Origin of the sequence: Vibrio chemaguriensis (genome assembly GCF_012275705.1) — a bacterium.
Classification (GTDB): Bacteria; Pseudomonadota; Gammaproteobacteria; order Enterobacterales; family Vibrionaceae; genus Vibrio; species Vibrio diabolicus.
This window is the reverse complement of sequence record NZ_SHOE01000010.1, coordinates 109,656-134,459: the sequence shown is the minus strand read 5'-3', so window position 1 is coordinate 134,459 and position 24,804 is coordinate 109,656. Positions and strand designations below refer to the sequence as shown.

Sequence of the window (24,804 nt, the reverse complement as noted above, 5' to 3'; positions counted from 1 at the left end):
GCAGAAACGATAAAGCAAAGGTTTGAAATTGAGGGTGTCATTTCACGCCAAAAAAGACGTGAAATGATGTCACGAAGCGGCGACTTTGATCTGACCGACAGTTTTAATTGAGCGGTTGCACAATAGGATATTGTATCGGGTAATGCTCTTTCGCGAGCTCGTTGTCGGATTCATCATAAAGGCGGAAACGGCACTGCTTTGCAGTTTGAGTGAGCGATAATTGTAGCACCCAACAAGCATAATGTAGCGAGTGTTGGGTCAAGCGCATTGCGTGAGGTGTGGGGTCATCATCGACGTAACAGTCTATCCTCGCAACGTTTTCAAGTCGGCATGCCAGTTCGACAAAGAGCGTATATTGCGCCCCAATGTTAATAAGTTGCCGAGTCGGGACAATATATTCCGTTGCGCCAATTAAAAGCCCCTTAGAAACTACATAATCACGCTGGTGGTTATTCTCAATGTAACGCTCCCCATCGACTTCGTAACACAGGCGAAAGGTCAGGGGATGCGCCACCGGAAGTTCGGTCGTTGCCCAGAGTTCGGTGCCATGACTTAAAAAACGCTCGAAGAAGGCGGGGTAGCGCCGCCATGCGCCATCACGGTCACGGCATTCTACCGAGACCACTTTTTCAAACGCAATATTGTCCACTTCCATCCAGATTTTGCCGACAGGTTGGTCGATGTGGTTATCGTCGAAGGTATTGGCTTTGGCGTAGTACAAGCGGATCGGTTGTTGATTTAGTTGAGTTCGGTTATCCAAACATTGTTGGCGATACTGCATGGGTGAAAACGGATACCAACGACGAAAAGTGCGGTGAAAGTTCGATGGTTCTTCGTAACCAAGTTGATAGGCGATTTGCTGCGTCGTGAGTTGGGTATCGGCGAGCAAAGTGAGTGCTTGCTTTCTTTTAGCGAAATCAACGCATTGAGAGTAGCTCATTTGCTTCTCTTGCAGTCGACGTTGCAAGGTGCGTTTGGAGACGCCCAGTTGCCTTGCCGCTTGCTCTAACTTGAGCGCGTAATTGCTGTTTTTGATGAACAAGGCGTTCAAAACACTCAGTAATTCTGGTTGCTCAATGGGCTGGTGAGAAAGCAGCAAATAAACATGTTTCACCAGTTCAAACATGCTTGAACTCGTTTTAGAATCTCGCGTTTCCCCTAGAAAAATATCGGCCGCGAGTGGATTGTTGGCGTGAACTTGTACCTGTATTGATTCGCTTAGCTCAAGCATTTCCAACTGCATTTTGAGCAAGCCAAACACCGACTCCGCCCAATTTGGCATATCGGCCGTTCTGCATTCTACTTGCAGATGGATTTGGGCATCACCATGTTGCAATGTGACGTACAAACGGCGGTCGAATAATGAGACACTTTTACTCCACCAAAGCAGCCCTTCTTGGAGGTTAGGCGCTTCTTTCAACATCATGCATTGCAAGGCCACCAACTTCTCAATGTGCCAATATTCGCCGGCAATTCGAAGGTGATTGTGACCGAGCTTTTTGCACAGAAAGGATGTAATAACGTTATCTTGAGGCAGCATGAGTTGAGTTCGGTTGCGAGCAAACATGCATTATTGCTGAAAGGATGAAGAAGTTCAGTGAGAACGCTCAAAGCCTTTCTTATCGTTTTATTTTCAAATTTATTTTGAAAATGTTTTTAATCGAAATCGGTTTTTCCCTTTATCTCATGAGGTTATGCTGTTACTCAGCTTAAACTCATTAATTGGAGAACCTCATGGATATCGTACAAGCTGCAAAATCTCGTTACTCAACGAAAGTGTTTGACCCAACGCGCAAGCTACCTCAAGAAAAAATCGACGCAGTTAAAGAGCTGATTCGTTTTAGTCCATCGAGTGTGAACTCTCAACCTTGGCATTTCATTCTGGCAAGCACAGAAGAAGGCAAACAGCGCATCGCTAAAGCGGCGCAAGAGAACTACGCGTTTAACGCGGCGAAGATTCTCAACGCTTCTCACGTATTGGTGTTTTGTGCGAAAACAGGCATTGATAACGACTACATTGAAGCGCTAATGGCGCAAGAAGAAAAAGATGGCCGATTCCCAACCGAAGAAGCGAAAGCGGCTGTGCGTGGTGGTCGTGGCTACTTTGTGAACATGCACCGCTTTGATCTGAAAGATGCGAATCATTGGATGGAGAAACAAGTTTACCTCAACGTGGGTACGTTGTTGCTGGGTGCTTCGACGCTAGAAATCGATGCAGTGCCAATTGAAGGGTTTGATCCCAAAGTGCTGGATGAAGAATTTGGCTTGCGTGAAAAAGGTTACACCAGCGTTGTGATCGTGCCGCTTGGCTACCACGCGGAAGATGACTTCAACGCGAAAACGCCAAAGTCTCGCTGGGATGCAGAAACCGTATTCACCGAGATCTAATTCGAGCTTACTTGCAGGTGACGTAGAACCTCGCAATCAATATATAAATCGCAAAAGAGTGATAAAACGATGATCCACTTAGTTGCAGAAGTGAAAGCCTGCCCGGACAGCAAGGATCAGGTGGTGAATTTGCTTGCTGGTTTACTAGAGCCAACTCGCAAAGAAGAAGGCTGTTGCCAATACGAGTTGTATCTCGACGAAAAAGTTGATGGCCTATTTATGTTCCAAGAAATTTGGGCATCGCAAGAGGCCTTGGATAAGCATTTGCAAAGCCCGCACATGGCGGCGTTTCTTGAAACATTGGAAGAGAACGATTGGGTTGAGTATACCCAGATTCGTCCTCTTCGATTTATCGCCTAATGACAGAAGGTTGCCAGCACGTTGGCGCGTTGTTGGCAGCATTTTTGTTGGATAAAGTCGCGGAAAGTCCGAATCGTTGGCGTCAGTAAGCGACGATCGGCGCACACCATGTAGAGCGGTACTGGGCCGCAATCCCACTCTGGTAACACTCGCACCAATCTTCCCTCGATTAAGTCTCGGCTGATGTCCATCAACGATTTATTCGCAATGCCTTTGCCTTTGATCGCTAACCGATGTGGCAAGTCACTATCGTTGCTCATCAAGTTACCGCTGACCACGACTTGTTCTTTCTCGCCGTCACGCGTGAGCGTCCATTTGTTGTAGACCGAATCCGCGACCATATAGCACAAACAGTTGTGTTGCGTTAAATCGGCAGGAGAGGTGAGTTCTGGATGTGTAGCTACGTACTCTGGCGATGCACATAAGATCCGCTCGTTTGCCCCACACAATGCCAACACGACCAGATTGGAGTCGGCCGGCTCGCCGTAGCGAATCGCAATATCGACAGGCTTGGTGTACATATCCGTCAAGCTATCGGACAGCTCTAGTTTGATGGAAACATTTGGGTAGAGATCGATGAACTCATCCACCCAATCGAGCAACATATTGCGACCAAAATCGGAGGGCGCAGTAATGTGCAGTTGACCAGATAACTCACCACGCGCACTTGAGATCTGATCTAACCCCTCTTGCAATGTTGCCAACGCTTGCGTGGTTTTGTCTAAAAACAGTTCGCCCTCTGAGGTTAAACGCAGGCTTCGAGTGGAACGCACAAACAGCGGGAAACCGATTTGCCCTTCAAGACGCTTAATCGATGCGCTAATGGCGGCAGGTGTCATGTCCATGCTGTTAGCGGCTTTTGAAAAGCTGCCTTGGCGCGCGGTTTCGACAAAAATATTGAGGTCGTTGAGGGCTTTCATCGTGAAAAGGATGTTTGTGAAGTTTGAGCTACTATAGGGGAGATGAGCAAAGTAATTCAAGCTAAACGCCTTTGAAGGTGAAAACATTAGGTTAAGTGGTCACTTTGAGTTAGATTAGCCCGCCACTTACATCGTTACTGGATCAACAACATGAGCAACGAACAGCCGAATAACCCTCTGCATGGGTTGAGTTTAGAAAAAATCGTCACCCGACTAGTTGAACACTTTGGTTGGAATGGCCTGTATGAGCGCGTTCGAGTGAACTGTTTTAAGAAAGATCCGTCGATCAAATCTTCTCTGAAGTTTTTGCGTAAAACGCAATGGGCGCGAGACAAAGTCGAAGCGCTATACATCGAGACGTTCTGCTAATCACTCTATGGCCTGCAGCAAGCGGTAAGTAGATTCTTAGTCTCGCCTTGGCTCGCTAGAATGACGCCACTTTTCTTATCGTGTGGGCTGGAAGAGTAGCTCTGCTATTACGTCTAAAGCGAGATTCCGAATGACTCGCCTGTGCTCGTCCGGGATGTTTTTTTTTAGATAGTGTTTTAGAGTCAGAACCTAAACGAGGTTCGTCATTCTGAACAGCGAGGAACGAGCGTGATTCAGAATCTACCCTCAGATTGTATTGAGTTTATTCATCGCTCTATGGTCTGCAGCAAGCTGTCAGTAGATTCTTAGTCTCGCTATGGCTCGCTAGAATGACGCTAGTTCTCTTATCGCGTAGTCTAGAAGATTAGCCCTACGTTATTCCCGACAGCGATGAAGAATCGCTGTCGGGAACCTCGCCTTTAATCTCTCGTTTCTTGCTACTCTAAATGATGCGTGCTACCCACAGTTCCTTCCAAGTCTAAAATCGACTGGCGAACGTGGTCTGGAATGGCCGCTTTCTCGTTGTTCTTAAAATCAAACATCACACCAGTAGCGGTCGCGATGGTCGCAATCTTACCCCACTTCTTACTCAGCACTTGGTATTCCATCGTGATGCGATCTTCTTGCATGTCGATCACGCGCGAGCCGACTAATAACGTGTCTGGGTAAGTGACAGGCAGCTTGTAGCGGCATTGCGTCTCGCTCAGTACTGGTCCAATTTGTGAGGTTTGCAGGTCGACTAGCAGATTAATTTTGTTGAAGTAATCTAAACGCGCCGTCTCGAAGTAGCGAAAATAGACCACGTTATTGACGTGTTGCAGAGCATCCATTTCACCCCATGCGACTTTGATCTCTGTGATAACGGGAAAGTCTTTTAACAGTGTGTCCATTTTTAGTGCTCCTTTTTTATCTGCATTGCCACAAATTGCGACGCGACTTATCACTTTGAGCATTTATTCTAGATGTAATCATTTAATATGTAATAAAATTGTTTTTAAAATGTGAAATGAAATGGCAATCTTATTATGTAAACTAGAAACTTTACATAATTGAGTTGAAGGCGTAAGTTTAACTAAGAGTAACCAAATAGGAGGTGTCTCATGACTGAGCTGAAAGGTTTCAATCTAGCCAAGGTGGAAAAACGCATTGACTGGACTGGCGAGCTGTTCAGTTTAAGGGTCTCAGGCGCGCCTCTTACCTTTAAAGCCGGCCAGTTCACCAAGCTTGCTTTGCTAGATGATGAGGGCAAGCCGATCAGCCGTGCTTATTCTGTGGTTAATGCGCCAAGCGAACAGTTCGATTGGTTGGAGTTCCTAATAGTAGCCGACCCTCAAGGACAACTTTCCCCAAGGCTCCAAAAGCTTAAATCTGGTGATAGTATTTATGTTGGTGAGACCGCACATGGTGACTTAATCCACGACTCTATTCCTAAACAGGCTCATGATCTGTGGCTGCTATCTACAGGTACAGGTATTGGACCGTTTTTATCGCTACTGGATGATATAAACTTACCACCTCATAATGAGCGAATTGTGCTTGTTCATGCGGTTCGCTACGAAAAAGATCTGGTCTATAAATATCTGATTGAGCAACTACAGCAACGATATGAAGGCAGATTAAAGTACATCCCGATAGTCAGTAGGGAAGTGGTGGATGGTCAGTTACAAGGTCGAATTCCCGAACTCATCGAATCGGGTAGACTGTCCAACGCTGCTGATGTGCCATTCTCTGCTCAAAGTAGTTTTGTCATGATGTGTGGGAACCCGCAGATGATCAAAGATACCTTGCCAGTCTTACAAGGGCTTGGGTTGGAAAAGTATCGTCCTAAAACAGGAGGCAATATCATCTATGAGCGTTACTGGTAGCGTTTGGTTAAATTGATATAACCATATTGAAGACATGATGATCACCAATAACAAAGTCGCTCAAGCGTCCTAGCTTGTTCGATCAAAAAAGCCACATGAAGTGGCTTTTTAATATCGATAGAGTTAATCAGACTTATTGTTGATTAACGTACGCTTTAAAGCGAGCTTTGGTTTCTGCGTCTGCTTTTTGGTACCAGAAGTGCAGCATCTCTTCTGCTGTCGAATCTGACTTAACCGCAGTCGCTCTCGCTTGTTTCATATCTTCAGGAATCTTTGCTGGTAGTGTGACTGGTTGAGCAACGGCTGCACCAGCAACAGCGATAGCAGCAACGCCGCCTGTTTTGTTGTAGCTTTCCACTTCACGCACGTAATCACGACCGATTTGCATACCCGGTTTGATCAATTTGTCTTGCTCAACAGCGACGGTGTTGCCTGAATCATCAACCAGTTTCCAATCTAAGTCCTTGATCTTTTCTTCCGCGTCGCGAAGGTTGCGGTATTCTGGCATTTGTAGCGTCAGCTCGGCATTGGCAGCGTCAAATCGTGTAACGATAACATCGCTTTCAACACTTAAACGGTCATTGCCTTGGTTAAAGTAAGGGGCGAAGCGAAATACGACTTGGTTAACGCCATCAGGTAACGTTAGTGTTCTTTCCGAGGCGAAAAAACCACCCGAAAGGTCTGCTTTTTCACCGTTAGCCGCTAGTACTGAAACGTTGTCAGGAACACTCACGGTTACATCTGCGAATGCCATGCCACTCATTGCGAGAGCAAGCGCACAAGTTAAAGGCTTGATCAATTTCATTGTTTTTATCCTAAGCAAATTAGTGGTCATCGAGAGTGCATCGTTCATTGCCCGATTGCAACTCCCAAGTGTAAGAAGTATGAAAATTTAACAAGAACGTCATTTTTATCGCATTTATTACGGGGAAACTGTGATCCAAATAGAATCAAACCGCTGCAATAGAGCGGTTTGATATCATAAGTTATAGATTAAATTTCTTTCTAACTTATTGATTTATTATATGCCTGCACCGTGTCCAGGCTCTGATTGGTCATCAGAAGCGTCTTGTTGTTCTGCCATTTCTTCTTGCTGTTGTGCTTTCTCAATGCTCAACCACCAAACAAATAACTCATACCAAATCGCCAGGATAACGGCACCTAAGAACAGACCAACGATGCCGTAGAAAAGCATACCACCGATGGCACCGAGCAGAATCACAGGCATTGGCACGTCGACGCCACGTCCCATTAACATTGGTTTGAACAGGTTTTCAGAAAGAGCTGCAACTACTACCCAGACAGTAAACATGGTGGCTGTCGTTGTATCTTGAGTCATGTACATGAAGCCAATCACTGGTAGTACGGCAAGCAGCGCTGGTAGCTGAGCGATACACAAGATCATCAGAATCAGAGTGAGCAAACCAGCTGCCGGAACGCCAAATACAAAGAAACCAGCACCGATCAGTAGCGCTTGAATCGCCGCCACACCGACTACGCCAAGCAGTACGCTTTTAATGGTTGCTGCGATAAGCGTGGTCCAGCTTTTAGCGTTTTCACCAGCGGTACGAATAGCGATGGTTCTTAGCCCTGATGCTGCAGATTCAGAGTACGTCATAAAACCTGCTGCAATCGCAAGTGACAAGATTGAAAGCAATAAACTGCCCAATACACCGCCAAGTGTGCCTAGCAAAGAAGTGAGCGCGGACTTTATCTGCGGCATAAAGGTTTGAATCGCTTGTTCAAGGTTAGTCGCGAATAGGGTCCACACCTCATAGAGCTTATCACCTACGACAGGCCAATCCGCAACGGAAGGTTTTGGACCTGGGATCTTCACTTGCCCGTTTTGCAATACTTCAAGCGCATGCGTTGCACCATCCACAATGGAACCTGACACCATAACAAGTGGTGTGACTAAGAGTGCAATACCAAGTAAAGCAATCGTCGTGGCTGCCAGGCCTCTGCGACCGCCATATGCACGCTCCAGCTTTTTTGTAAGTGGCATTAAAGCGACGGCTATAATTGCACCCCAAATAACGGGAAGAATGAAGGGTTTGATGATGTCGTACGTAAACATCAGCAAGACGAAGATCAAGCCAATGCGTATTGCTGACTCCACCATATTACTGATGAAAAGCTTACTGTCGATTTTTACCGATTGTTTATCCATTTTTGTTTACCTGATGATCAATGTTAGAACTGACGAGACTTGAAACAACAATCGCCATATAGAAAACACCTGTAATGGCCTCTAAATACACCACGACTTGAGCCAATGGCGTTAGAGGGCTGATATCGCCATAACCAAGCGTGGTTAAGGTGACGAAACTAAAATACGCCGCATTGGAGAAGTTCTGCCCCCAAGAAATGGCTTCCATCCCAGTGAATGAGGTTGGCGAGAACTCTAGAAGAATGAGATAGGCAATTGCCCACATCAGACCAAGCAGCAAGAAAAGCGCGACTGAGCCAATGACTTTGTTGCTATTGACGTGGCCAGTGAAAAGAATCTGCCTTGCGATGGATTTAAAAGTGCCGAAAAAGAACGCGAAGGTGAGGGCAAGCATCACTACATTCATCTCCCGGATGTTAAAAACGGTCTTGATCACAATCACTAGTACCCAAACACCAAACAGGGTATAGAGGAAACGAGACCACATTTTGTCGAAGCGAAGGCTGGCAAAACAGACAATGAACGTGAGAACCGTGAACGCCTGTAGTATGTGTTCAATCGTCCCTTCACCCACCACTTGTGCCATCGCACTCCCTAGCAACAAAATCACCAGCGCTAAAGTTAGATAGAAGAAGTTGTTTTCTTCATTAATGTTTTTGAGTTTTTTACCAATGACCATGGTTCTTCTCACTTAGTTACTGTTCATTTTCTGCCGATGAATCTTTCATCACCATGATGGACGCAGAAAGCCCGAATCGAAGATCAACATCTTCTGGAAGTTCTTGGATTGAGATTCGTACCGGAATACGTTGTGCTAAGCGAATCCACTGAAAAACAGGGTTCACGTTTGGAAGAAGGTTGTAGCCGACCGTGCCGTCTTTCGGCGCAATACCCCAACCGATAGAGTCAACCGTTGCGTCAATTGGCGTGTCTGGGTGAGACATCAAAGTGACACGTGCTTGGCTACCCGGTTCGATTTGTGCGAGTTGGTTTTCACGGAAGAAACCAAACACCCAGAAACTGTTCTTGTCGATCAGCGCCAGCAGTGGCTGGTTTGCGACCGCTTGCGTACCGTTTCGAATATCGAGGTTAGACACAAAACCATCGACGGTCGCATAAACTTTGGTAAAGCTGAGGTTAAGGCGCGCTGATTTTAATTGCTCTTCTGCAGATTTGATTTGCAGTAGCGATTCTTCGTAAGCGATTTCACGACGAATCAGATCCTTGTGAGAAACAGCGCCGCGGTCTTTCGCGCGAATGTCTTTAAGGCGATCGTATTCGATTTTTTTACCGCGAGAGCTCACGATGGATTTTTCCAACGCCACTTCGGCTTGAGATAGTGCGACTTCGTAAGTGGTTGGGTCGATTTCAAACAGTAAATCGCCCGTTTTCACTTCTTGGTTGTCTTGCACCGAAACATTCACAATTGGGCCAGACACTCGCGGTGCGACCTTGATGACGTTCGCGCGTACTTGGCCATCGCGTGTCCATGGGTTATTAAAATACTCTTCAAATTTTTGATAGCCGAGCCAAGCTGCGCCACCAAGAATGACAAGATTGAGTGCGATTACGAATAGTTTTTTCATCTTGTTTGGCACCTAAAATTGAATATAAAAGCTGTCGATGGCCACCACATAACCGACCATGATGGCAATAAACGTCAGAGACGGAAAAGCGATGAAGCGAGACAAACGTGTCTTGTTCAATATCATCACCGTTATCCACGTTGCCGTGACGGCGAGAAAGAGCACCAGTAGCGTGGGAGAAAAGTAAATGTCTCCCCAAGAGAGTTCATGAGGCATTAGAGATCCTCCGTTTTGTTCTTATCGCCGTTTTCCGTCGGTGTTTCGATAGGCAAAGGTGGCAACGTGCGGTTTTCTTCATCCAGATAACCATCCCAATCGGTACGATCTTGCATCTGCTTGGCGATGGATTCTTCAAGGAATGGTTTCCCCGTTTGTGCCTGCCAGCCGCCGCCCAACGCTTTGTACAGCGCGATCACTTGGTTCGCGACATTGCCTTTAATTTGCGCGTAACTATCTTCCGCGCGCGTCATTTTTTCGACTGAGTTGAGCAGTCGCTCAAAAGAAATTTGGCCGTTTTCGTACTGCGTCATGGAGATGTTGAACGCACGAATGGAAGAGTTGACTGATTGCAAACGTAAATCTTTTTGCTGCAAATACAGGTCATACGCTTCGATGGCATTGGTCACTTCGTTCACGGCTTGCAGCACTTTTTTGTTGTAGTTGGTCAGCGTTTCTTGGAAACGAGCATCTTCGAAGCGAATGTTATTTTTCACACGTCCGTATTGGAAAATGTTCCAACTGAACGTTGGGCCAACCACCATGGTGAGCGAATCGCTAAAACTGAAACTGCTGCCATCGGGAACCGTACTGTCGATACCGATGGAACCGAACAACGAAAAGCTTGGGTACAGAGCCGTTTCCGCCACGCCAATCTGCGCACTTTGCGCGCGAGCTTGCATCTCGGAGACTTGCAAATCAGGACGTCGCATCACTAAGTTAGCATCCACTTGCGTATCTAAAAGCGGAGGACGTGGCACAATGGAGTGCTCATCGGTGCCCGATAGCGCCGATTTTCTGCCTGTCGATTTGAACTGCGCTTCATAGTCAGCAATTTGCTGCGTCAAACCGTCCGATTGCAGCAATTTCTCTACTTCTTCAGGCAGTACGCCCAGTAACAAAGCCAGTGCTGTGCGCGATTGCTTCATCGCGACTTCGAGGCTTGGTTGCGCGGCTTTTGTGGTGTAAAGCTGGTTTTTCGCTTGCTGTACGTCTAGCTCTGTTACGTTGCCGGAATCAAACTGAACTTGGGTGATGTGCACAACGCGTTCTTGAATCTCGATATTGCGGCGAGACAGCAAAATACGTTCTTGGGATGTGCGATAGTTGATGTAATTGCGCGCCACCTCGGCGGTGATGGTGACCATGATGTCGTGATACGAGGCGATGGATGCGTAATAACCGGCTTCTGCAGATTCGATACCTCGAGCGTATTTGCCCCAAATATCCATTTCCCACGCAGCATCAAACGACAGAGCGGCGTTGTTTACACCCTGATCATTCACGTAGGCACGCGCTAGATTTCCTGACACGGTTTGAACTTGCGGGTATTGCAAGCCGGTCGAAATGCCAAGTAATGAACGCGCTTGAACAATGCGCAGCCCCGCGGCTTCGATGTCTAGGTTTTGCTCATTCGCCAACTCGACTAATTGATTGAGCGTCGGGTCGTTAAACTGCTGCCACCACTGTTGTAATTGTTGCTCGGATTGCTGCGTATCTTTGGCGGCTTTTTGCACCGACCAATCGCTTGGCAATGGCGTTTGCGGTGGGTGGACATAGTCTGGCCCCACAGTGGTACACGCACTGAGCCCGAGCAGGGAAAGTATGGCGAGGCTTGGTTTGGTTAGTTTTGGAAGCATCATATCCCCACCTTTAAAACCGCTTCTGTTGTAAGTTCACCCAATCGATATCCTCGTAGGTTTGCTTGCAATGCTTGATTGCTTCGAACACGTTCCGTTTTAAATTCAGCAAGATATAAAAACCGGCTATCTCAGAATAAGCGTAGTCAGATAAATCCAACTCACTAAAAAAATCTTCCAGTTTATCTTCGAATGTTTGGTAATCCTGACTGTATTGGTCGAATACGGAGTCGAGTTCTTGTGTTGCTTGGTGGCTGGCTAAAGCGCCCGCCATCAAAGGAATGATGGAATCGCGGTGTTGTTGGCGAAGCTGAGTAATCAGCGGATTGGTCATCAACTTTTTCTCGGCGGCCATTAAGATGTTGATGTGATTACTGAGTACATCACACGCTTTGCTAAACGCGCCAATCGCTTCTGGCGTGGTTTTGTCAAAGTGTTTGTGGTTGATTTTCGACCCCCACACCTTGAGCTTTTTCGATGAAACGTTGAGCGTCACCAAGTGCAAGGCCCGTTTGAGCGGCGTGATAATCGAGTTGGACTGCTTCTGATAGGAGTCAAACAGATCCCGAGTGTGCCTAAAATAGCGCTCTTTTATGGTCAAAAAGAGGTGTTCTGGTCGTGAGCTAAACGGGAAGTAGTGCGCGAAAATGATCATGAACACCACCATGTAGAACAGCAGCATGATCGTCATGAGGATCCCGAAGTGATAGAACATATTGTTGTCTAAACCGAGAACAAACAAGCCCACCATGTAGAAAATCGTCACTGGCCCGTTGAACAGATAAAAGCCGATAAAGGTGTAGATAAAGATGAATAGGCCAAGCTCTAACCCGAGATCCAATTGCGGAAGAATGAAGACGTAAGAAGGCACCGCGAACAAGAAGCCGAAAGTGAAAAGCACTAGCAACAAAATCGGGTGCACAGGCACGAACGACAGCAAAGACATAAACATGGTCGAGAAGACCACGAACGAGTAGCCGCCTGGTGGATTGAAATAAATCCAAATCAGTCCTGCAACCCAATAGGTAACAAAGGTTTTGACCGCAGTTTTAAAGTTTTCTGCGTCCCACCATAGAAACTTGCCTTTCGGTTTCGGCAGCGGCACGTCAAAGGAGACATTGTTCGTCACAGAGTCAATGCAGCTAATGCTCTCCGCTAAACGCGACAAGTTTTGATGCATGAGCCCCAAGAGGTGCCCCAGCATAAGCGCAGAGCCTTTCTCTAGGTGCGCTGCGTCTTCAAGCAACGCTTGGTTGTATTCGACTTTGAACTCTTGAGCACGAAAAGCGGGTTCTTTTTCGTCCCAGACTTGTTGGCAGGTATCAAATAGCGCGTCAATTTCCGCAACGGCTTGATCAAAGTTGCTGATGCTTTCACGGTCTTGCTGGTGGCTAAAGTGGCTGTGCGCTGCGACGGTCAATTGTTGCGTTACTTGCTTGTTCAAATGAACCGCCAAGCGCCACTCTTTCATGTAGGCCGACACGTCGCTGCATTCCACACTGACTGTGGCAAAACGCTGTTCGAGCGCGTTTTGGGCGGCAAACATCTGTTCGATAAGAGAATCCACGTTAGGTTGTGGCTCTTCAGCTTCTGGATTTTCGACTCCCTCTTCTTGAGGAGAAACTTGCCCTGCCGATTTTTGCTCGAAATTTTGCAAGACAGCGGTGAACAGCGCGCGTTGTGCTTGGTTGAGTTGTTCGATGAGTTGTCTTAGGTTTTGTTCTGTTTTGGTCGGGAATAAGAAAGTCCCCACGAGTGTGTAAACCACCACCCCAAACACCGTCATATAAGCGCGGTCAACGCCATAAAGAAACGCACCTTCTGCGTCACCGCCATTGGACATCATCAGGGTCATGACGCCGGTCAGCATGAGTAGCGTTGGATCTTTTTGGTAGGCATTACGGAAGTAAAAAATGAAAGAGACCACAACCGATACGCTCAGCATGTACAGCAAGCGGTCTTGAGCAAACAATCCCACCAGTAACAAGCCAACGACGGCGCCAACCAATGTACCGAACACGCGTAAGGTACCTTTGGCGAGTGACTCACGACGACTGCCTGTGGATGCAATCAGCATCACTGTGGTTGCGGCCGTCGATGCTTGCGGCCAACCCATGGCAAACGGGATCAGATAAGCCAGAGTCAGGCTAAGCGATACTTTAATAGCGAATTTTATTTTGTCGTTCATAGTGTCAAAGTTTGCTCAGGCTTATCGTTATAAGTTGATGAATTTCTTATGTGAATAATCAGAATCTTGTTCTGAATAAATTCGGGGGGCGGAATATAGCGGGTGAAAAAGTGTGCTTTGTAAACCCTTTGTCAAAACACAAAGTGCGTATTTGGCTCGATCTCGCGCTAGCCCTTGGCGTTATTGACGAAACGGCTAAAACGAGCAAAATCTCGATCTGTGACGATTCTCACTTCTGAAACAAAATCGTTGTATTTTGTGAGCCAATTCTCACCTTATATCCTTCGCCTGATACTAAAGCAGGCCACTCGTACCATCTGCATGAGCTTTGCTGCTTTAAAAAGCATAGATGATGAATGGGTATTTGAGAGGGAAAGTTATTATTTTTTATCGGCTTGCCGATTGTTCGCTTGCTTTTTTGGATCGAGATAAAAAAACCAAAGCGATGCCACCAAGAATGATGCCACTGGTTAAAAGTGTGTGTAGTGAAAGAGGCTCGTGGAGTACGACGGTACCTAGCAGCAAAGCAATGGCTGGTACGGAAAGTTGACTGACTGCGGCTTGAAGTAAAGAGAGCTTACGCATGACTTGATACCAAAGCGTATAACCAAGGCCAGATGCAATGGCGCCAGACGTGATAGCGAGCAAGATTCCGCCCAGAGAGAGATGGATTGAGGACAGCATCAACGGCGATAGCAGTATGCCAATCATAGATGCAGCGATAAATCCCCACGTGATGCCACTACTTGGAGAAGGCGCTTGTTTGCCGAGCGCAGTAAACGCAGCCCAACAAACGCCAGAAATCAACATGAGAAGTGCAGAACTGATATCGGGGCGAGTGGTTGATGGCAACATTAACCAAACAAAGCCAACAATCGAAAGGCCGATACCGATGATTTCGAGAAACTGAAAGCGCTCACCTTGCCACCAATAGATGACCAGTAACGTCAGTTGCACGGCACCAAACAAAAGCAAAGCACCGGTTCCTGTCGCCAGTTGTAAGTACGCGAAAGAGAAAAGGGCAGCGTAACCAAATAACGCCACGCCAGCAAAAAAGCGAAAGCGAGAAGTTGGCCGATCGGTTTTCCACTGACCTCTCACGACAAGCAATGCGATTAAGGTAATCGCGCCAGATATCAATCGAACGAGAGTGAAGCTTCCTGCATCAATCAACCCTTCGGCCAATGCAAGTCGGCACAATAATGAATTGGCGGCGAACGCCAGCATCGTAATAGCAGTGAGTAAAAAGGTCGACATCCTTGGCCCTTAACGCAGAAATATGGATTGAGTGTAGCGTCAAACGGCCTTTTTCATTAGTTGATAAAGTGATTAGTTATAGCTGTCAGAGCGAGAAAACCATCAAAAATCACCAAAGAAAACCTGACCTTAGCCTGAGTGTTACTGTGGTAGGGATTGTTGTTTGTACAATGACTTGATGGTGTTTTTCAACCATAGCAATTTGGGATTGTACGCATTGCGTTTATGCCAAATCATGGTAAATGGAATCAGTAACTTGTCTTGTTGAGTTTGGTCTAACGGAATTGGCAAGCACACCAAATCGAGATGCAGCTTTTCTGTGTAGCTTTTGCAATAGTGCGGCGCGGTGGTGATCATGCCATGCGTCGGCTGCGCTGCCATAAAAAGGGATTGCTCAAAGTTGGACATCGTCAGCCCGATAGAGCGCTGTAGCCCTAGTTCCGTTAACACTTCATCCAACGCCCAAGTTTCACTTTTTTCCCAAACAATATTGATGTGTTGGTAGCTCAGAAAGGTCTCGAGATTCCACTCTTGCTGTAATGCCGGATGATCTTTATGTAAATACACCATCGGCAGGTCATAAAAAAGAATCTCAAAATCCAAAAAATACGGCAGAAGATCCAACGACTCTTTCGATCTCGGGTGACTTTCTCGGCCGGTAAAACCGATATCCGCCTCGCCTCGAATGATGGCGTCGAGTGAATCGTAATCCCAGTTACTGGTTTTTACTTTCGCTTCAGGGTATCGCTGGTGGATAGCGACGATGAGTCTGTCCAGCACCGTGAGCACTAATGGCGACTCAATCGTGATATCAAAACGCACTCCTTTAGGCGTAATATCGCTGCGTTTTTCTGCAATCTGGCTGCCAATTTGCAGCCATTCTGCTAGATCTTGCTCCATGCTTTGCGCCAAAGGCGTTGGCGCAAGACCTTTAGGTGTTTTGACAAACAAAGGATCATCGAACCAATGACGAAGTTTGTTGAGCGACTTACTTACGGTAGAGGGCGTAACGTTCAGCTTTTTCGAGGCTTTCGAGACGCTTTGCTCTTGCAGCAATAATTGCAGAGTGAACAGTAAGTTTAAATCAAGTCGCGCTAGGGATTTCTTCATAATGGATATCGTGAACAGGCTTTGGAATCAATAGTATTAGAGCAAGGCTGATTACGCTACCTAACACTAAGATAAACACCAACATATTCAGTGCACTAACGCCGATGAAACCCATAAACCAAATATAAAATGCGGAACTACAAACTTGAGCAATGCCCAGTAGTGAGCTCGCCACGCCAGCTTGTTGAGAGAATGGGCTGAGCGCTTGGCTCATGGCCACGCCAAAGCCACAAGCGAAGCCAGCGCAAATCAGCCCAAGTCCGAACACATAGTAATGAGATTGTCCATCATGGAAATGGGCAGCACTGAGCACGATGGCTGCACAAGCGAGCAATACTTGAGAGGTCATCATTAAAGTTCGCTGCTTAAAAATCCCCAATGCCAATGGCGCCGAGAATGAAATCAACATACTGATCGTCGCAGTCCCTGCCATGATGGAAGAATAGCCACCGCGATCAAAACCAAGCATGCTCATCACGACAATTGGTGAAGCGTTAACAAAGGTCAGAATGGTGGTCACTCCAAGTGCAGTAATGATCAGCCTACTGATAAAAAATCGCTCGAAGAAAGTCTCTTGATGGCTCTCTGGCGCTGTCTGTTCTTCACTTTGTTGGCTGGGTAGTGATTCCTTGAGAACAAAAATGGCCAATACACTGACGAGAATGCCCATTCCTGCCATCGTGGTAAACAAACTCGGCCAAGGAAATTTCAGCATAATCAAGTGACCAATCACGGGTGCGATCACTGGAATGATACAGGTGATGCCATTGAGCATCGACAATACTTTCGCGCGGCGTTCATCGTCTAACGTGTCGCGTAAAATCGCGAACGCGACGACATAGCAAGCTCCAGCCCCGATGCCTTGGCAAAAGCGAGCAATCAAGAAAGCGTTTGGTTGCTCAGCCATCCCGCCGAGAAAAGACGCGAGCACGAAGATCATCGCGCCGACGACGGCAACAGGTTTTCGTCCCACAGAGTCTGCAATTTTCCCCGCGAATAACATGGTGGTAGCCATGCCAGCTAAATAGATCGAAAACGCAATATGCAACTGAGATTCGCTGGCGTTGAGATCTGACGCAATTTGAGGCAAACCAACAAGATACAAATCAATGGCAGTAGGGTAGAGTAAAACGAGTGCAAAACTACAAAGTAAAAAACGGGACATGGAAACCTCTCTATCGAATGGCTAGGATAATAGAGTGCTAAACGTTTGCCTGCGAGTGGGAAATACGACACTAGGTATTTCTATTTACGACATACCCTGTATGAATTGAGCATAAAAACAACAAGGAAGATTATGATTACCATTGAAAAGTATTCGCCTGAGCGACATGAACAAACTTGCGAACTTAGCGTGCTAGAAGAGCAATCGCAGTTTACGGTCGCGGATGTGGGTGAAATGCTTACACGTCTTGAACCCACAGAGCTTCCGCATCTGATTTTGGCAGACGATGACGTGGTTGGCTTTTTTCTATTTGATGCCGCTTACAGCGAGAAATACGATTTTTGCCCGAAAAACAGTTTAGGCGTGCGTGCTTTGCTGGTGGATCACCGTCATCAAGGCAAAGGCATCGCCAAGCAAGCCATTCAACAGTTTGCCGATTTCGCCAAACGTCATTATCCCGAGTTTGATGCGCTTTATCTCACCGTTAATTGCCGCAACATACCCGCTTATCAGTGCTATTTAAAATCAGGGTTTGAAGATACCAATGAGCTTTACCACGGCGGCCCCGTTGGACCGCAGCACATTATGAGACAGCCGCTTTAAGTTAGATGTTGGGTGAGTGCTTGCATATGGCATTCAAACTTTTAACTACACAACATTTTAAGATACCAGTGTCATATATACTTTAAGTGTTTAAATGAACAATATGATGGAGTGTCTTATGGATTTTATAGAACGAGTTCAAGCTCTTTCCAAAAAAATTCCCCAAGTATCAGCGAGTTTAGCTACAGAAGAAGCAACAAAAAACGCATTAGTAATGCCATTTTTGCACTCTGTATTAGGTTATGATGTCTTTAATCCAAATGAGGTTATCCCTGAGTTTACTGCTGACATTGCTACGAAGAAAGGAGAAAAGGTAGATTACGCACTCATTAAAGATGGGGTTGTACAAATTCTTATCGAGTGTAAAAAATTTGGTGAGCCATTGGCCACTAAACATGCTAATCAATTGTTTCGGTATTTTTCAGTAACCAATGCTCGTATTGCGATTTTAACTAATGGATCTGAATATCAGTTTTATACGGACTTAGACGCTCCAAATAAAATGGATGAAAAGCCGTTTTTGACTTTGGATCTTGCCAATCTTGATGAGCACGTAATTCCCGAGGTGAAAAAGCTTACCAAGTCTTCTTTTGATGTTGAATCTGTAGTTGATGCTGCCGGCGAGCTCAAGTACCTCAATCAAATTAAAAAAGCACTTCATGAACAGTTTCAGAACCCTGAAGAGGAGTTTGTAAAATTCTTTACTTCAAAAGTGTACGATGGCGTCCAAACCGCAAAAGTCAAAGCACAGTTCATGGATATTACAACGAAGGCTCTAAAACAATTCTTGAACGACAGCATTAATGCTCGATTGAAATCTGCAATTGGTGGAGATGATAAAGCACCGATCAAGGTTGACGATAGCGTTAACGCTTTTGAAGAATCTGTTGAATCCGTTCAAGATAAACCCAAAGTTCAAACGACAGATGAAGAGATCGAGGGTTTTAATGTCGTTAAAGCGATATTGCGACAACAAGTTGATGTACAGCGAGTGTGTGCCCGTGATACGCAAAGTTATTTTGGTATCCTGCTTGATGACAACAATAGGAAGCCATTATGTCGCCTTTGGTTCAATACCAAACAAAAGTACATTGGTCTCTTTGATGAAGCTAAAACAGAAACCCGTCATCCAATCGACTCGATTGACGATATTTTCAAATTTAGCGAGCAATTACAAAGTACGCCAGCACTTTACGAATAGACTTACATAGAAATGCAAATGAAGCTCCAACACATGATGTTTTGATGTCTGTGTTGGGGCTTTTTTATTATTCAATCATCTTAGTTTCGTGCAAACCTAGGTATCTTTGAGGTTTGGATGGACATTTAACTTTAAAACATATAGTTAAGGTGATTTGGATAGTTAAAACACCAAGGATGGAAATATGAGAATTGAAATCGACAATTTAGAACGGCCGCAGGTGATTGCGTTGTTGGAAGAGCATTTACAGGACATGTACGCTACATCGCCACCAGAGAGCGTGCATGCGTTAGATGTAAGCAAGTTGAAGTTGCCTTCAATCACGTTTTGGACGGGCTGGGATGGTGAGCTGCTATTGGGATGTGTGGCAATGAGCCAACTAGAAGATGGTCACGCAGAGTTGAAATCGATGCGTACGACGCCGTCGGCGAGAAAACAGGGTGTGGCATCCCGCTTACTCAATCACGTGATTGAGCAAGCGAAACATCAGGGGATACAACGTTTAAGTTTGGAAACTGGGTCGATGGCATTTTTTGAACCCGCGCATCGCCTATATGAAAAACATGGCTTCGCGTACTGCGAGCCGTTTGGCGACTATCAACCTGATCCAAATAGCCGCTTTATGACTCTAGCGTTGTAGCCCGTCGCGACTAAAAGTTAAAGTAGTAATTAGCTCCTGGCGAGATGAGTGATGCACGCTCACGCGCCAGTTGTTTTCTTCTCTCTCTAATACGCTTCGCGTTGTCTTTATCTAAGTTTGCATCCAATTGATGATCAAGGCGTGATATCTCCGCATCTAACGCGTTAATGCGTTGTTGACGCTGATATTCTTGATGGCCTAACTGATAGTTTTTAAGGAAAAGATCGTTAGAGCAAACGCCATAGTAGGTTTTTCCTTCTACACCCACCGTGTAACCATTGTCTGGCGAACAGTAAAGAATGGTGCCTTTATCAAAACCGTCTTGCCACTCAACGTGATTTGGCGTTACGCCTGCTTCGCGACAGTCTTTAATGTATTCGTACAAAATGTTTGGGTTGTTGCCTGAGCGGCCATCTTGGTAGCCGACGCGATACCAATCTGCGGTTTGGCATTGTTCTGGCGACATGCTGCTACAACCAGAAAGTAATGCAAACATGGCAAAGAGAAGCGCAATGCGTTTCATGAAGTGGATTCCTTGTTACTGCGTTAGGTTCGCTGATTATAAATGAACAGTGTTCATTTCCAATAGGTAAAATTAATAATTACCGACTTATTGATGCGTCGCGCTTGTGAGTTTGTCGGCTTGAAGCAAAAATTTTTTGCTTGTGGAACGAGCGTTTTTCGTCAGTAGTGATGTTACGAATAGAGTAGTTTGCGTGAAGGTAGAGGCGAGACTAGTGGGGTGGGAATCTCTTCGTAAGCCGCATCTATAAACAGTTGCCTGCACGAATGTTACCTTTTTTCAGAGATTCCCATATCAAAAGCCCCTCGATCGAGGAGGAACGGGACTTTCGATAATTTTATGATTAACTTTCAAATGAAAGTTTGTTGCCAAATGCGGATTTCCAGTCTTTATCAAATTGATCGACAGCCGGCTGAACTGCTGGATGAGAAAACATCTGCGCGGCCACATCGACAGGCAAGGTGATCGCTTCAATGCCTAACTTCATCACTTCCATCGCTTGTTGGGTATTCTTAAAACTCGCTGCCAAAATTTTTGCAGGCAGTTGGTTTTGATCCAGTAGCAATTGCAGGTCTGCGACCACTTCTACACCGTTTCCGTTCATCGCATCAATACGGTTCACATAAGGCGCAAGATAGTCAGCGCCGCACAATGCCGCAAGGAAACCTTGCTGAGCAGAGTAAATAGCGGTGGCGAGCACTTGAATTCCCTCTTTTTTCATTAACTTAATTGCCGATAAGCCTGTTTCGGTTGCTGGCACTTTGACGACTATATCATAGGGTAATTCATGGATTTGGCGGGCTTCTTCTACCATGCCTTCTACAGTTGTGCTCACCACTTGAGCATGGAAACGGGGTGTGCCCCCTAACGCTTCTTGCATGCCAGCTAAGGTTTGGTTCAAGCCTTGTTCTGATTTCGCCAAAATACTTGGATTTGTTGTTACCCCTTTCAGAGGTAGGCATTGGTTAAAGCGATTTACTTCTGCCACGTCAGCAGTATCTAAATAGAGTTCGATCATGGGTTCTACCTTATACAAAATCTTCGTTTTGATGATGGGATCACTATAGATCTGACAATCCGCTTAGATCTTGATTTTGATCAATTGTAATTTCAATTGAAACTATAATAATTTCACAAAGTAAAAGTTAAGTGCCAATATTTCATCATCAAGTGAAGCTTTCAGCAAAAGAAAAGCGTGAAAAGTAGAAGAGCAAACCAAGAGGCGGACAGTAATGTATTTCAATATTCAGAGGTTCTCGACCCACGATGGTGATGGTATTCGCACCATTCTGTTTCTGAAGGGATGCAGTCTGTCCTGTCCTTGGTGCCAAAACCCAGAAAGCCGCAGTGAAAAGCACTCTCTGTTGTTTGATGAGCGCAGTTGTATGGCGGACTGCCAGCTTTGTGTGTCGGCTTATAAGCAAACCGTAAACGGCGACATGGCAAGCGATGGTATCCGACGCATTGACGATCAAATCATCATCAATCGAAAAGCCATGAGCGAAGCGCAGATCATTGCGCTGCGAAACGTATGTCCAACACAAGCGCTCAGCATATGTGGAGAAGCGGCGAAATCGGACAACCTGTTTGAAGTGTTGATGAAAGACAAGCCTTTCTACGATCAAAGCCAAGGTGGCGTGACGTTTTCTGGTGGCGAGCCGCTGATGCAGCCAAGTCTTGTGGCAGAACTTGCCGAACGTTTGCATCAAAACCATGTGTCTACGGCAGTGGAGTCGTGCATGCATGTTCCGTGGAAAAACGTAGAAAAAGTCGCGCCGTATATCGATTGCTGGTTAGCGGATCTTAAACACACCGACGAAGAAAAGTTTCTCTTCTGGGCGAAGGGATCGTTAAAACGCATCAAAGACAATTTTAGAAAATTGGCACCAATTGCCAAACGCATTGTTATTCGCGTGCCGGTTATGCCGGGCTTCAATGACACCATTGATGAGCTCAAAGCGATCATTGATTTCGCTGCTTCTTTAGAAAGCTGTCAAGAACTCCACTTGTTGCCGTATCACACTCTCGGCATCAATAAATACCGTTTGCTCGATATGCCTTACGAGTGTTCTGACAAACCATTAAATAATCCAGAACTGCTAGAAAACGCAATGCAATACGCAAGCGAACATACTCAACTTAACGTGATTGTTAGAGGTTAACCATGGACCTACATACCCTTCCAGAGCGAATCAAAGCCCACAAATTGGCACTGGTCAACATCGTAACGCCGCCAATCTGTACTGAGCGCGCAGAGGCTTATACTCGAGCGTATCAGGCAAATGAAGACAAACCTGTGATTGTGCAACGAGCGCTGGCGCTACAAGAGCACTTACGCACTCGTACCATTTGGATTAAGCACGACGAGCTGATTGTAGGCAACCAAGCGAGCAAAGTACACGCTGCGCCGATCTTCCCTGAATACACGGTGCGTTGGATTGAAGCGGAAATCGACGAACTGGCCGACCGACCAGGGGCTGGTTTTGCGGTAAGTGAAGAAGACAAACAAAGCATTCACACCATTACGCCATACTGGCGCGGTAAAACGGTTCAAGATCGCTGCTATGGACTCTTTACCGACGAGCAGCAAGAGATCTTAGCCAGCACCATCATTAAAGCCGAAGGCAACATGACTTCGGGCGACGCTCACCTTGCGGTGGATAACGAAAAAATCCTGAAGATCGGTATGAACGGTCTGCTGGATGAGGTTCGTCAGCATCGCGCTAATAACGACGTGTCGACGTATGAAGGATTGAAGAAAGAGCAGTTTTATAAGTCCGTCGAAATTGTCTTGCTTGCGATTCAGGAGCACATGGTGAGTTACGCCGATCTCGCTCTGGAAATGGCACAAAACGAAACGCGACCAGAGAGGAAAGCGGAATTGGAGACAATCGCAGAAAACTGTCGTCATGTGGCTTTCCATGCGCCAACCAACTTCTGGCAAGCTCTGCAACTGAGCTATTTTGTTCAGTTGATGTTGCAAATTGAATCGAATGGCCACTCTGTTTCATTCGGTCGAATGGACCAGTTCCTAAACGACTACTACGTGCGTGATCTTGAAAGTGGCACGATGAACAAAGCGTTCGCCCTTGAGTTATTGCAAAGCTGTTGGTTGAAATTGCTTGAAGTAAACAAGATTCGCTCTGGTGCGCACTCAAAAGCATCGGCAGGTTCTCCTCTGTATCAAAACGTTTGTATCGGTGGCCAAAAGCTGAATGAGAATGGAGAACCTGAAGACGCCGTAAACCCGCTATCTTGGGCGATTTTAGAGTCCTGTGGTCAGCTACGTTCCACGCAACCGAACTTGAGTGTTCGCTATCATGAAGGTCTGAATCAAGAGTTCTTGATGGGCTGTATTGAAGTGATCAAATGTGGATTCGGTATGCCTGCATTCAACAACGATGAAATCGTCATTCCAGAATTCATCAAGCTAGGTGTCGAGAAAGAAGACGCTTACAACTACGCGTCTATTGGCTGTATTGAAACCGCTGTTCCAGGCAAATGGGGTTACCGTTGCACGGGCATGAGCTTTATTAATTTTGCGCGTATTTTACTGGCTGCGCTCAACGAAGGCGTGGATGCAACGACGGGCAAAGCCTTCTTGCCGCATGATAAGTCGCTAGCAAAAGGCAACTTCGAGAGTTTTGATCAAGTCACAGCCTCTTGGGCGGAGCAAATTCGCTACTACACACGTAAATCGATTGAGATCGATACCGTAGTCGACAGCGTGCTTGAACAGCAAGCGCAAGATATTTTCTGCTCATCGCTGGTGGATGACTGTTTGGCGCGTGGTAAAACAGTAAAAGAAGGCGGAGCGAAATACGATTGGGTATCTGGCCTGCAAGTGGGTATCGCCAATTTGGGTAACAGTTTGGCGGCGATCAAACATTTGGTGTTTGAAGAAGCACAAATCAGCCAAACGGAACTGGCTAAAGCATTAGAAGAAGACTTCGATGGTATTGAGAACGAACAACTTCGCCAACGCTTAATCAACTTCGCGCCAAAATACGGCAATGACGACGATTATGTCGACCAATTGCTGGCCGATGCTTACCAAGTTTATATTGATGAGTTGGCGCAATTTGTCAACACACGTCATGGGCGCGGACCAATTGGTGGTGGCTACTACGCGGGAACATCGAGCATCTCTGCTAACGTGCCATTTGGCGCATCCACGATGGCAACACCAGATGGTCGAAAAGCGAAAACGCCACTGGCGGAAGGCGCAAGTCCAGCATCGGGCTCTGACCGTTTGGGACCAACGGCGGTGTATAACTCGGTCGGTAAAATTCAAGCCAATAAAATCCTAGGTGGCGTGCTGCTTAACCAGAAGTTAAGCCCAGCGGCTGTCGCTTCAGAAGGAGATAAGCTCAAGCTATCGATGCTGATTCGTACCTTCTTTAATCACCATAAAGGTTGGCACGTGCAGTACAACATCGTCTCTCGTGAAACCTTGCTGGCAGCGAAGAAGAACCCTGAGCAATATCGTGACCTTGTCGTGCGAGTTGCGGGCTATTCAGCCTTCTTTACCGCGCTGTCACCAGACGCGCAGGATGACATCATCGCTCGTACCGAACACGAGTTGTGATGGTCTCAACCCCGG

24 protein-coding genes are annotated in these 24,804 nt (G+C 46.3%); 9 read left to right on the top strand and 15 right to left on the bottom strand.

Features of this window, described 5'->3' with window-relative positions:
• Positions 1 to 103: 103 nt before the first annotated feature.
• Complete coding sequence (locus tag EX191_RS11675; RefSeq protein ID WP_193447794.1) at positions 104 to 1,567, bottom strand: helix-turn-helix transcriptional regulator; 1,464 nt, start codon at positions 1,565 to 1,567, stop codon at positions 104 to 106.
• A gap of 167 nt (positions 1,568 to 1,734) precedes the next feature.
• Here EX191_RS11675 and nfsB point away from each other — a divergent pair, with 167 nt between their 5' ends.
• The gene (nfsB, locus tag EX191_RS11670) at positions 1,735 to 2,388 is read left to right on the top strand and encodes an oxygen-insensitive NAD(P)H nitroreductase (RefSeq protein ID WP_109169244.1); all 654 of its coding nucleotides are present in this window, start codon (positions 1,735 to 1,737) and stop codon (positions 2,386 to 2,388) included.
• A gap of 69 nt (positions 2,389 to 2,457) precedes the next feature.
• Positions 2,458 to 2,748, top strand: a complete 291-nt coding sequence (locus EX191_RS11665) for a putative quinol monooxygenase (protein ID WP_193447793.1) — start codon at positions 2,458 to 2,460, stop codon at positions 2,746 to 2,748.
• On the opposite strand, the gene EX191_RS11660 is transcribed toward EX191_RS11665, so the two are convergent.
• Positions 2,745 to 3,668 (bottom strand): LysR family transcriptional regulator, encoded by a 924-nt coding sequence (locus tag EX191_RS11660; protein ID WP_020838235.1) that lies wholly within the window; start codon positions 3,666 to 3,668, stop codon positions 2,745 to 2,747. The two genes, EX191_RS11665 and EX191_RS11660, sit on opposite strands and share 4 nt — an antisense overlap.
• A 150-nt stretch (positions 3,669 to 3,818) precedes the next feature.
• Here EX191_RS11660 and EX191_RS11655 point away from each other — a divergent pair, with 150 nt between their 5' ends.
• Positions 3,819 to 4,037, top strand: a complete 219-nt coding sequence (locus EX191_RS11655) for a VF530 family protein (RefSeq protein ID WP_005396617.1) — start codon at positions 3,819 to 3,821, stop codon at positions 4,035 to 4,037.
• Between the two features lie 437 nt (positions 4,038 to 4,474).
• On the opposite strand, the gene EX191_RS11650 is transcribed toward EX191_RS11655, so the two are convergent.
• Positions 4,475 to 4,927, bottom strand: a complete 453-nt coding sequence (locus EX191_RS11650; RefSeq protein WP_152813236.1) for an acyl-CoA thioesterase — start codon at positions 4,925 to 4,927, stop codon at positions 4,475 to 4,477.
• 210 nt (positions 4,928 to 5,137) lie between these two features.
• Here EX191_RS11650 and EX191_RS11645 point away from each other — a divergent pair, with 210 nt between their 5' ends.
• Entirely contained in the window at positions 5,138 to 5,902 is a 765-nt protein-coding gene (locus EX191_RS11645; RefSeq protein ID WP_047009626.1) for a ferredoxin--NADP reductase, read from the top strand.
• 133 nt (positions 5,903 to 6,035) lie between these two features.
• On the opposite strand, the gene EX191_RS11640 is transcribed toward EX191_RS11645, so the two are convergent.
• The 10 genes from EX191_RS11640 to EX191_RS11595 form a co-directional block, all read right to left on the bottom strand.
• Complete coding sequence (locus tag EX191_RS11640) at positions 6,036 to 6,707, bottom strand: DUF2057 domain-containing protein (protein ID WP_054866817.1); 672 nt, start codon at positions 6,705 to 6,707, stop codon at positions 6,036 to 6,038.
• Between the two features lie 216 nt (positions 6,708 to 6,923).
• Positions 6,924 to 8,072: an AI-2E family transporter gene (locus EX191_RS11635; RefSeq protein ID WP_005396613.1), complete on the bottom strand. Its 1,149-nt coding sequence runs from the start codon at positions 8,070 to 8,072 to the stop codon at positions 6,924 to 6,926.
• Positions 8,065 to 8,751 carry a potassium channel family protein gene (locus EX191_RS11630; protein ID WP_005396612.1) on the bottom strand — a complete coding sequence of 229 codons (687 nt, stop codon included), beginning with the start codon at positions 8,749 to 8,751 and terminating at the stop codon, positions 8,065 to 8,067. Before EX191_RS11630 ends, EX191_RS11635 begins: the two co-directional genes overlap by 8 nt.
• 16 nt (positions 8,752 to 8,767) lie before the next feature.
• On the bottom strand, positions 8,768 to 9,658 hold the full coding sequence (locus EX191_RS11625) for an HlyD family secretion protein (RefSeq protein ID WP_005499907.1): 891 nt from the start codon (positions 9,656 to 9,658) through the stop codon (positions 8,768 to 8,770).
• A 12-nt stretch (positions 9,659 to 9,670) separates the two neighbouring features.
• On the bottom strand, positions 9,671 to 9,874 hold the full coding sequence (locus EX191_RS11620; protein WP_005462724.1) for a DUF1656 domain-containing protein: 204 nt from the start codon (positions 9,872 to 9,874) through the stop codon (positions 9,671 to 9,673).
• Positions 9,874 to 11,517 carry a TolC family protein gene (locus EX191_RS11615; RefSeq protein WP_193447792.1) on the bottom strand — a complete coding sequence of 548 codons (1,644 nt, stop codon included), beginning with the start codon at positions 11,515 to 11,517 and terminating at the stop codon, positions 9,874 to 9,876. Before EX191_RS11615 ends, EX191_RS11620 begins: the two co-directional genes overlap by 1 nt.
• Positions 11,518 to 11,527: 10 nt before the next feature.
• A complete protein-coding gene (locus EX191_RS11610) occupies positions 11,528 to 13,702 on the bottom strand; it encodes an FUSC family protein (RefSeq protein ID WP_193447791.1) in 2,175 nt (724 codons plus the stop codon).
• A 387-nt stretch (positions 13,703 to 14,089) separates the two neighbouring features.
• Positions 14,090 to 14,959, bottom strand: coding sequence for a DMT family transporter (locus tag EX191_RS11605; protein ID WP_193447790.1), 870 nt, complete (start codon positions 14,957 to 14,959; stop codon positions 14,090 to 14,092).
• A 141-nt stretch (positions 14,960 to 15,100) separates the two neighbouring features.
• Positions 15,101 to 16,069, bottom strand: coding sequence for an HTH-type transcriptional regulator YidZ (yidZ, locus tag EX191_RS11600; RefSeq protein WP_193447789.1), 969 nt, complete (start codon positions 16,067 to 16,069; stop codon positions 15,101 to 15,103).
• Positions 16,044 to 17,234, bottom strand: a complete 1,191-nt coding sequence (locus EX191_RS11595; protein ID WP_193447788.1) for an MFS transporter — start codon at positions 17,232 to 17,234, stop codon at positions 16,044 to 16,046. The genes yidZ and EX191_RS11595 overlap by 26 nt, the downstream gene beginning before the upstream one ends.
• A 132-nt stretch (positions 17,235 to 17,366) precedes the next feature.
• Between EX191_RS11595 and EX191_RS11590 the strand changes: the two genes are divergently transcribed.
• The 3 genes from EX191_RS11590 to EX191_RS11580 all read left to right on the top strand — a co-directional run bounded on the left by EX191_RS11590 (position 17,367) and on the right by EX191_RS11580 (position 19,678).
• A complete protein-coding gene (locus EX191_RS11590) occupies positions 17,367 to 17,837 on the top strand; it encodes a GNAT family N-acetyltransferase (RefSeq protein WP_005499894.1) in 471 nt (156 codons plus the stop codon).
• Positions 17,838 to 17,955: 118 nt separating this feature from the next.
• Entirely contained in the window at positions 17,956 to 19,038 is a 1,083-nt protein-coding gene (locus EX191_RS11585; RefSeq protein ID WP_005396599.1) for a type I restriction endonuclease, read from the top strand.
• A gap of 184 nt (positions 19,039 to 19,222) precedes the next feature.
• A complete protein-coding gene (locus EX191_RS11580) occupies positions 19,223 to 19,678 on the top strand; it encodes a GNAT family N-acetyltransferase (protein ID WP_046875735.1) in 456 nt (151 codons plus the stop codon).
• A gap of 10 nt (positions 19,679 to 19,688) precedes the next feature.
• On the opposite strand, the gene EX191_RS11575 is transcribed toward EX191_RS11580, so the two are convergent.
• Positions 19,689 to 20,201, bottom strand: coding sequence for a DUF2799 domain-containing protein (locus EX191_RS11575; RefSeq protein ID WP_005484189.1), 513 nt, complete (start codon positions 20,199 to 20,201; stop codon positions 19,689 to 19,691).
• A 343-nt stretch (positions 20,202 to 20,544) separates the two neighbouring features.
• Positions 20,545 to 21,219, bottom strand: a complete 675-nt coding sequence (locus tag EX191_RS11570; RefSeq protein WP_193447787.1) for a fructose-6-phosphate aldolase — start codon at positions 21,217 to 21,219, stop codon at positions 20,545 to 20,547.
• A gap of 214 nt (positions 21,220 to 21,433) precedes the next feature.
• Between EX191_RS11570 and EX191_RS11565 the strand changes: the two genes are divergently transcribed.
• The gene (locus EX191_RS11565) at positions 21,434 to 22,363 is read left to right on the top strand and encodes a glycyl-radical enzyme activating protein (protein WP_193447786.1); all 930 of its coding nucleotides are present in this window, start codon (positions 21,434 to 21,436) and stop codon (positions 22,361 to 22,363) included.
• 2 nt (positions 22,364 to 22,365) lie between these two features.
• A complete protein-coding gene (locus EX191_RS11560) occupies positions 22,366 to 24,789 on the top strand; it encodes a formate C-acetyltransferase/glycerol dehydratase family glycyl radical enzyme (RefSeq protein ID WP_193447785.1) in 2,424 nt (807 codons plus the stop codon).
• Positions 24,790 to 24,804: the final 15 nt, after the last annotated feature.

What these genes read in the sequence shown, in the direction of transcription:
- EX191_RS11565 (WP_193447786.1), top strand. Translation starts at nt 21,434, where the DNA reads ATGTATTTCAATATTCAGAGGTTCTCGACCCACGATGGTGATGGTATT.
- EX191_RS11605 (WP_193447790.1), bottom strand. Translation starts at nt 14,959, where the DNA reads ATGTCGACCTTTTTACTCACTGCTATTACGATGCTGGCGTTCGCCGCC.
- EX191_RS11570 (WP_193447787.1), bottom strand. Translation starts at nt 21,219, where the DNA reads ATGATCGAACTCTATTTAGATACTGCTGACGTGGCAGAAGTAAATCGC.
- EX191_RS11580 (WP_046875735.1), top strand. Translation starts at nt 19,223, where the DNA reads ATGAGAATTGAAATCGACAATTTAGAACGGCCGCAGGTGATTGCGTTG.
- EX191_RS11615 (WP_193447792.1), bottom strand. Translation starts at nt 11,517, where the DNA reads ATGATGCTTCCAAAACTAACCAAACCAAGCCTCGCCATACTTTCCCTG.
- EX191_RS11620 (WP_005462724.1), bottom strand. Translation starts at nt 9,874, where the DNA reads ATGCCTCATGAACTCTCTTGGGGAGACATTTACTTTTCTCCCACGCTA.
- EX191_RS11575 (WP_005484189.1), bottom strand. Translation starts at nt 20,201, where the DNA reads ATGAAACGCATTGCGCTTCTCTTTGCCATGTTTGCATTACTTTCTGGT.
- yidZ (WP_193447789.1), bottom strand. Translation starts at nt 16,069, where the DNA reads ATGAAGAAATCCCTAGCGCGACTTGATTTAAACTTACTGTTCACTCTG.
- EX191_RS11610 (WP_193447791.1), bottom strand. Translation starts at nt 13,702, where the DNA reads ATGAACGACAAAATAAAATTCGCTATTAAAGTATCGCTTAGCCTGACT.
- EX191_RS11630 (WP_005396612.1), bottom strand. Translation starts at nt 8,751, where the DNA reads ATGGTCATTGGTAAAAAACTCAAAAACATTAATGAAGAAAACAACTTC.
- nfsB (WP_109169244.1), top strand. Translation starts at nt 1,735, where the DNA reads ATGGATATCGTACAAGCTGCAAAATCTCGTTACTCAACGAAAGTGTTT.
- EX191_RS11650 (WP_152813236.1), bottom strand. Translation starts at nt 4,927, where the DNA reads ATGGACACACTGTTAAAAGACTTTCCCGTTATCACAGAGATCAAAGTC.
- EX191_RS11655 (WP_005396617.1), top strand. Translation starts at nt 3,819, where the DNA reads ATGAGCAACGAACAGCCGAATAACCCTCTGCATGGGTTGAGTTTAGAA.
- EX191_RS11635 (WP_005396613.1), bottom strand. Translation starts at nt 8,072, where the DNA reads ATGGATAAACAATCGGTAAAAATCGACAGTAAGCTTTTCATCAGTAAT.
- EX191_RS11675 (WP_193447794.1), bottom strand. Translation starts at nt 1,567, where the DNA reads ATGTTTGCTCGCAACCGAACTCAACTCATGCTGCCTCAAGATAACGTT.
- EX191_RS11665 (WP_193447793.1), top strand. Translation starts at nt 2,458, where the DNA reads ATGATCCACTTAGTTGCAGAAGTGAAAGCCTGCCCGGACAGCAAGGAT.
- EX191_RS11590 (WP_005499894.1), top strand. Translation starts at nt 17,367, where the DNA reads ATGATTACCATTGAAAAGTATTCGCCTGAGCGACATGAACAAACTTGC.
- EX191_RS11560 (WP_193447785.1), top strand. Translation starts at nt 22,366, where the DNA reads ATGGACCTACATACCCTTCCAGAGCGAATCAAAGCCCACAAATTGGCA.
- EX191_RS11640 (WP_054866817.1), bottom strand. Translation starts at nt 6,707, where the DNA reads ATGAAATTGATCAAGCCTTTAACTTGTGCGCTTGCTCTCGCAATGAGT.
- EX191_RS11595 (WP_193447788.1), bottom strand. Translation starts at nt 17,234, where the DNA reads ATGTCCCGTTTTTTACTTTGTAGTTTTGCACTCGTTTTACTCTACCCT.
- EX191_RS11585 (WP_005396599.1), top strand. Translation starts at nt 17,956, where the DNA reads ATGGATTTTATAGAACGAGTTCAAGCTCTTTCCAAAAAAATTCCCCAA.
- EX191_RS11660 (WP_020838235.1), bottom strand. Translation starts at nt 3,668, where the DNA reads ATGAAAGCCCTCAACGACCTCAATATTTTTGTCGAAACCGCGCGCCAA.
- EX191_RS11645 (WP_047009626.1), top strand. Translation starts at nt 5,138, where the DNA reads ATGACTGAGCTGAAAGGTTTCAATCTAGCCAAGGTGGAAAAACGCATT.
- EX191_RS11625 (WP_005499907.1), bottom strand. Translation starts at nt 9,658, where the DNA reads ATGAAAAAACTATTCGTAATCGCACTCAATCTTGTCATTCTTGGTGGC.